Origin of the sequence: Microbacterium sp. 69-10 (assembly GCF_001897945.1) — a bacterium.
GTDB lineage: Bacteria > Actinomycetota > Actinomycetes > Actinomycetales > Microbacteriaceae > Microbacterium.
Window position 1 is genome coordinate 24437 of the sequence record NZ_MKRT01000002.1, and the last position, 6829, is coordinate 31265.

At 70.4% G+C, this 6829-nt stretch carries 8 protein-coding genes; 5 read left to right on the forward strand and 3 right to left on the reverse strand.

Features of this window, described 5'->3' with window-relative positions:
• Nucleotides 1-86 precede the first annotated feature (86 nt).
• The 3 genes from BGN97_RS00895 to BGN97_RS00905 are packed head-to-tail and all read right to left on the reverse strand — an operon-like array spanning nucleotide 87 to nucleotide 3072.
• Nucleotides 87-1304 carry a multidrug effflux MFS transporter gene (locus BGN97_RS00895; RefSeq protein ID WP_292697228.1) on the reverse strand — a complete coding sequence of 406 codons (1218 nt, stop codon included), beginning with the start codon at nucleotides 1302-1304 and terminating at the stop codon, nucleotides 87-89.
• On the reverse strand, nucleotides 1301-2635 hold the full coding sequence (locus tag BGN97_RS00900; protein ID WP_292697256.1) for an MFS transporter: 1335 nt from the start codon (nucleotides 2633-2635) through the stop codon (nucleotides 1301-1303). Before BGN97_RS00900 ends, BGN97_RS00895 begins: the two co-directional genes overlap by 4 nt.
• Nucleotides 2636-2640: 5 nt before the next feature.
• Nucleotides 2641-3072 (reverse strand): MarR family transcriptional regulator, encoded by a 432-nt coding sequence (locus BGN97_RS00905; RefSeq protein WP_292697230.1) that lies wholly within the window; start codon nucleotides 3070-3072, stop codon nucleotides 2641-2643.
• 88 nt (nucleotides 3073-3160) lie between these two features.
• Here BGN97_RS00905 and BGN97_RS00910 point away from each other — a divergent pair, with 88 nt between their 5' ends.
• The 5 genes from BGN97_RS00910 to BGN97_RS00930 form a co-directional block, all read left to right on the forward strand.
• Complete coding sequence (locus BGN97_RS00910; RefSeq protein WP_292697233.1) at nucleotides 3161-3919, forward strand: copper homeostasis protein CutC; 759 nt, start codon at nucleotides 3161-3163, stop codon at nucleotides 3917-3919.
• Nucleotides 3920-3974: 55 nt separating this feature from the next.
• Complete coding sequence (locus BGN97_RS00915; RefSeq protein ID WP_292697235.1) at nucleotides 3975-4859, forward strand: alpha/beta hydrolase; 885 nt, start codon at nucleotides 3975-3977, stop codon at nucleotides 4857-4859.
• Entirely contained in the window at nucleotides 4856-5554 is a 699-nt protein-coding gene (pnuC, locus tag BGN97_RS00920; RefSeq protein ID WP_292697237.1) for a nicotinamide riboside transporter PnuC, read from the forward strand. Before BGN97_RS00915 ends, pnuC begins: the two co-directional genes overlap by 4 nt.
• A gap of 23 nt (nucleotides 5555-5577) precedes the next feature.
• A complete protein-coding gene (locus BGN97_RS00925) occupies nucleotides 5578-6627 on the forward strand; it encodes a lipoate--protein ligase family protein (RefSeq protein WP_292697240.1) in 1050 nt (349 codons plus the stop codon).
• 12 nt (nucleotides 6628-6639) lie between these two features.
• The coding region (locus BGN97_RS00930) for a hypothetical protein (RefSeq protein WP_292697242.1) at nucleotides 6640-6829 on the forward strand (190 nt) is incomplete at its 3' end.

Below are 6829 nucleotides of genomic sequence, written 5' to 3' on the forward strand. Positions count from 1 at the left end.
CGAATCCGTAAGATCCTGTGTCCGACCGCCAGGCTCCGGCCCGAGAAACCACTTCGTGCATGAGAAACCTGCGCAGGCATGATTTCTCATGCAAGAAGTGATTTCTCACCGGAAGGGGGCTCGCCGGGACGCGGCCGCCCCGCGAACAGCACGAGAGCCAGTGCCACTGCGAACGCGGCCAGCATGGTGGCACCGAGGGTCGTCGCGGTGACGCCGAGCAGCGAGAGCAGCGGCGGCACGAGCGCGCCCAGCAGCATCGAGATCGTGCCGAGCACGGCGGAGGCCGAACCCGCGCTGTGCCGGATGTGACCCAGCGCGATCGCCGTCAGTGACGGGTTGTTCAGGCCCTGCGTGCTGACGGCGACGAACAGCGGCACCAGCAGCCACGGCAGCGCCGAGTCCAGCAGCCCGCCGAGCGTCAGGGCGAGTGCGCCGGCGACGCCGATGGACAGCGACCAGCGCACGATCCGCACGCCGGGCACGCGCCGCGCCAGCCTGCGGTTCAGGTTCGCCGCCACCGTGATGCCGACCGCGTTCGCCGCGAACACCAGCGCGAAGCCTCCTGCGCTCAGCCCGTACTGGGTCTGCAGCACGAACGGCGACAGCTGCAGGTACGTGAACAGAGCGATCGATGCGACACCGAGCGTGAGCGCCGCGACCAGGAACGGCCCGTTCCGCAGCGCGGCGCCGATCCCGCGGAAGTCGTTCGTGAGGCCCCCGGTCGTGCGGTGCGCAGCATCCAGCGATTCCGGCACCGCGAACGCCGCCACCGCCAGCAGCAGGAGCCCGATCACCGCCAGCGCCACGAACACGCCCCGCCAGCTGGAGAACGACGCCACGACACCGCCGACCAGCGGGGCGAGCACCGGTGCCACGCCCATCACGGCGGCGAGAGTCGAGAACGCGGCCACCGCGTCGGCGCCGGAGAACAGGTCGTGCACCACCGCACGGGCGATGACCATCCCGGCCGCGCCGCACAGGCCCTGCACCACCCGGATGCCGATCAGCACCTCGATCGACGGTGCGAACGCGCACGCCACCGACGTCGCCGCGAAGCCCGCGATCGCCAGGATCAGCGGCATCCGCCGGCCGTACCTGTCGCTGATCGGCCCCCACAGCAGCTGCCCGAGCGCGAGCCCGATCATGCAGGCGCTCATGGTCAGCTGGCTGAGCGACTCGGATGCCGAGAACTCGGCGCCCAGCTGGGGGAGCGAGGGCAGATACACGTCGAGGGAGATCGGGCCGAACGCGGTCAGCGCGCCGAGCGCGAGCATGAGCGAGCGCGGATGCCGGGTCACGCTCACTCCGCGTTCTTGCGCGGCAGCTGGATCGGCGTGGTCGCGGCGGCCTTCTCGTCGTACATGTGCGGGTCCATCGCCTGCACGACCGACAGCGGACGCGTCTCATCCAGAGTCAGCAGGAACCGGGTGCGCTCGGCGCGGTGCAGGCGTCCCGACCAGAGCATCCACGACAGGCCGATCGCGCAGGCCAGAAGACCCGCGACGCCGCCGACGCTGATGGCCACCCGCGGCCCGAACGTGTCGGCCACCCAGCCGGCGATCGGCGCGCCGATCGGGGTGGAGCCCATCACGACCGCCATGTACAGCGCCAGCACGCGGCCGCGCAGCGCGGCATCCGTCGTCGTCTGCACGTACCCGTTGGCGGTGGTGAGCATCGTGACCGTCGAGAAGCCGACGAAGACCAGCACGGCCCCGTACATCCAGTACACGGGCATGGTCGCCGACACCAGCGAGGCCGCACCGAACCCCGCCGCCGAGAGCACGATCACCCGCACCCGGGCGCGGTCGCGGCGGGCCGCCAGCAGCGCTCCCGCGAGCGAGCCGATCGCGAGCACCGAGCTGAGCACGCCGTAGCCCGCTGCGCCCTCTCCGAACTCCAGGGCCATGGTCGACGCGAAGATCGGGAAGTTCATGCCGAAGGCTCCGAGCAGGAAGACCATCACGAACACGACCTTCAGGTCGGGCCGGCTGAGCACGTACCGCACCCCGGCCGCCAGACCGCCGCCCTTCCTGCCGCTCTTCACTCGGGGCACGAGCTCGCCCTTGCGGATCAGGAGCAGCGCGATCAGCATCGCCAGGAACGTCACGGCGTTGGCGATGAACACCCAGCCGGAGCCGAGCGCCACGATCGCGACTCCGCCCACCGCCGGGCCGATCAGACGGGCCATGTTGAACGACGCCGAGTTCAGAGCGACCGCGTTCGAGGTGTCCTCGACGCTGACCATGTCCGACACGAACGCCTGACGGGCCGGGGCGTCGAACGCGTTGGTCACACCGAAGGCCGCCGCGAAGCACAGCATCAGCGGCAGGGTGAGGATGCCGGTGAGCAGCAGCACGCCCACGCCGATCGCCAGCACCATCAGGGCCGTCTGGGTCGCCAGCAGGATCCTCCGCCGGTCGAACCGGTCGGCGACCCACCCGGTGAGCCCCACCAGCACCAGCGGAGGACCGAACTGCAGCGCCATCGTCGCGCCCATGGCCGCGGCGTCGTTGTGGGTCAGTTCGGTGAGCACCACCCAGTCCTGGGCGGTCGACTGCATCCAGCCGCCGATGTTCGAGACGATCGCACCGAGGAACCAGGTGCGGTAGTTGAACGACCGGAAGGAGCGGAACATCGAGCTCATGACTCGGCCACCTTCCGCAGCACGGGGGCGGCCGCGCGCAGCACGGCGAGCTCGTCCGCGTCGAGGTCGAGCTCGGCGATCATGTCGGCCAGCACTTCGTCACGGCGGCGGACGGTCGCGGCGACGACCTTCTCGCCCTCGTCGGTGATCTCGACGTAGACCCGGCGGCGGTCGTCCTCATCGGGAACGCGCCGGACCAGGCCGAGATCCTCCAGACCGTTGACCGTCGCGCTCATGGTGGGGGCGGTGACCCGCTCGTGCTCGGCGAGGCCGGAGAGCGTGCGTCGCCCGTGTGCGCGGAGGGCGCCGAGGGCGGCGAGCTGGGCGTCGCTCATCGCGTCGACGGCGCGGACGCAGCGCAGGCGCCTGGTCAGACGGAAGAGGGCGAATCGGAGCTCGGATGCGGTGGCGGCGAAGTCCTCGGTCATTACTTAGATAGTCTAACTAAGTTTGTCGCGGCGGGGAAGCGTGAAAATAATGTTCACGATCTTGGGAATCAGGCCTCCGGGTGCGAAAATGGTTCTCGTGCCACTCGCGTTCGAACTCGCCGTCCAGAACCCCGCCGGCGCGCGCATCGCCCGCGAGGCAGGCGCCGCACGCATCGAGCTCGCGCAGGCACTCGCGCTGGGCGGTCTGACGCCGTCCCGGGGGACCCTGCGCAGCGTGCTCGCCACCGTGGGCGACGACGGCCCCGAGGTGCACGTGCTCATCCGCCCGCGCGCAGGCGGGTTCCAGTACGGTTCGGACGCGATCGACGTGATCGTGCACGACGTGCGCGACGTGCTCGCCGCCGGCGCCCACGGGGTGGTGGTCGGATGCCAGGACGAGACCGGCGCGCTCGACCGTGAGGCGCTCGCGCGCATCGTGGACGCGGCAGGCGGAGCATCCGTCACGCTGCACCGCGTGATCGACGTGACCCCCGACCCGATCGCCGCCCTGCGGACGGCGCGCGAGCTCGGGATGCGCCGCGTGCTCAGCTCCGGCGGCGCTTCGCAGGCGATCGACGGGATCGACACGCTGCGGGCGCTGGTCGCCGAGGCGGCCGGCGGCATCGAGGTCATGGCGGGCAGCGGCATCGACGTGGACACCGTCGCTGCCATCGCCGCGACCGGGGTCGACGCCGTGCACTTCTCGGCCAAGCGCACGGTGTACGCCGACGGGGGTGTGCGGATGGGATCCGCCAGTGACGGCGTAGGCGGCTACGAGGTCACCGACCGAGAGACGGCGCTCGCCATCGTCGCCGCTCTGCGCGCTGCGGAGACGTCCGCGGCCTGACACCGCTGTCCGAAACGAGCGGATGCCGGCCGGCCGGCATCCGTAGACTCGGGGCATGTCTTCTGAGAGCAGCGTCGCGAAGAGAACAGCGGAGTTCACCGACGCCCACGGCATCGCGATCGTCTACGACGTGTACGAGGCGCAGGGCCAGGCGAGAGGAGTCGTGCAGCTGCTGCACGGGGTCGGCGAGCACGCGGGCCGGTACCAGGCGCTCATCGGGGAGCTCACGGCCGTCGGCTTCCACGTGTACGCCGACGATCACCGCGGGCACGGCCGCACCGGCATCCGACAGTGGAACGGCCCCGCGAAGCTCGGCCACCTCGGCAAGGGCGGCATGCGGGCGACCGTCGCCGCATGCTGGCAGCTCACGCAGATCATCCAGGGCGAGCGTCCCGGACTCCCGATCGTGCTGCTCGGGCACTCCTGGGGATCGTTCCTCTCGCAGATGCTGTTCAACCAGCATCCGGAGGCCTACTCGGCCGTGATCCTCTCCGGCTCCGCGTACCGCACTCCGGCCGACATGAACCCGCTGCCGCTGAACAAGCAGTGGGACGGGCCGGACGCCGACGGCCTGGAGTGGCTCTCGCGCGACTCCGCCGTGTGGCAGGCATTCCACGACGATCCCCTCACCGTCGAGACGCCGCTGCTGAAGCTCTTCGGCCCGGTCGAGGCCGCGCGCATGTACGGCCGGCCGAAGAAGGACCTCGGGAACGACGTGCCGGTGCTGCTGCTCGTCGGCCGCGACGACCCGGTCGGCGGGCCGCACAGCGTGCACAAGCTCGCCGATGCCTACCGGAACCGCTCGGGCCTGAGTGACGTCACCACGCTCGTCTACGCCGACGCCCGGCACGAGATCTTCAACGAGCTGCAGCAGGATCAGGTGCGCGCCGACGTGCTCGCCTGGCTCGACAAGCACGTCCCCGCCGCGAGCACGAGGTGACCGAGGTCCTGCGCTGGCTGCTGGACGCCTTCAACGCGCAGATCCCCGTCGGATCGTCGACGCTCCTGGTGCGCGAGGTGGTCGGGAACGTCTTCGGACTGGCATCCGCTCTCGGCGCGATGCGCCGCCGGCTGTGGGCCTGGCCGGTGGGGATCATCGGCAACGCCCTGCTGCTGACGGTGTTCCTGGGCAGCGTGTTCGGCACCGACCACACCGCGAACCTGTTCGGTCAGGCCGGCCGGCAGGTGATGTTCATCGCCGTCTCGATCTACGGCTGGATGCGCTGGAAGCAGGCTCGTGACGGCGAGGGCCACGCGGTCGTGCCGCGCTGGGCCTCGGGGCGCACCCGGTTGCTGCTGATCGGTGCGCTGCTCGTCGGCACGGCGGGCCTGACCCCGATCTTCCGGATGCTGGGCTCGTATGAGCCGGTGTGGAGTGACGCCTGGACCTTCGTCGGATCGCTGCTGGCGACCTGGGCGATGGCGAAGGGGTGGGTGGAGTTCTGGCTGATCTGGGTGGCGGTGGATGCGGTCGGCGTGCCGCTGCTGTTCTCGGCCGGCTACTACGCGACGGCGTTCATGTACCTGTTCTACGGCGGGTTCACCATCGTCGGCTTCTTCGTGTGGATGCGCGCCTCGCGCGGTGACAAGCCGCGCATCGACACCGGCCTGCCCGACCCGACCGTCCGCGCCTGAGACCGCGCCGTTAAGCTGGAGCGGTGCATGGTGAGTACAAGGTTCCCGGTGGCAAGCTCGTCGTCGTCGACCTCGAGGTCGAAGACGGTCTGATCCGCGACTTCCGCCTGGCGGGCGACTTCTTCCTCGAGCCGGACACGGCGCTGGAGGCGATCAACGCCGCCATCGAGGGGATGCCGGTCGAGGCCGACGTCTCGACGATCGCCGCGGCGGTGCGCGGTGCGCTGCCCGACGGCGCGCAGCTGCTGGGCTTCACCCCCGAAGCGGTCGGCACCGTCGTGCGCCGTGCCCTGGTGACCGCGCCCGGCTGGCGCGACTTCGACTGGGAGATCGTGCACGAGAAGGCCGTCTCCCCGCGGATGAACCTGGCGCTCGACGAGGTGCTGACCTCGCGCGTGGGCGAGGGGCGCCGTCGTCCCACGCTGCGCATCTGGGAGTGGGACGAGTCGGCCGTGGTGATCGGCTCGTTCCAGTCGTACCGCAACGAGGTCGACCCGGAGGGCGCCGCTCGCCATGGCTTCGATGTCGTCCGCCGCATCTCCGGCGGTGGCGCGATGATGATGGCCGCGGGCCAGATCATCACCTACTCGCTGTACGTGCCGGCATCCCTCGTGCAGGGCATGACCTTCGCCGACTCCTACGCGTTCCTCGACGACTGGGTGCTGCAGGCGCTGCGCTCGGTCGGCATCGACGCGACCTACCAGCCCCTCAACGACATCGCCTCGCCCACCGGCAAGATCGGCGGCGCCGCGCAGAAGCGCCTCGCCAACGGCGGCGTGCTGCACCACGCGACCATCTCGTACGACATCGACGGCCAGACCATGACCGAGGTGCTGCGCATCGGCCGCGAGAAGCTCAGCGACAAGGGCACCACCTCCGCTGCCAAGCGCGTCGACCCGCTGCGCACCCAGACCGGCATGGAGCGCAGCGAGATCATCGAGCGCTTCAAGGAGACCTTCCGGGCGCTGACCGGTGCCGAGGATGGGCACATCACCCCCGACGAGTACGCCGACGCCGAGGCGCTGGTCGAGTCGAAGTTCGCCACCGACGCGTGGCTGCACCGTGTTCCGTGAACGCAGCGCGCAGTGAGCGCTGACGCCGAGCGCCTCGCGCGGGAAAGTGCGCCTGCTGCGGATCAATCCGCGGATTCCGTCCGCGCGAAGCGCACATCTCCGCGCGAAGCGCCCGCCGCTCCCGGCGCCGTCGAGATCATCGAGGGCGACAACCTCGAGGCGGCCGGCACCCTGGCATCCGGATCCTTCTCCCTCGTCTACC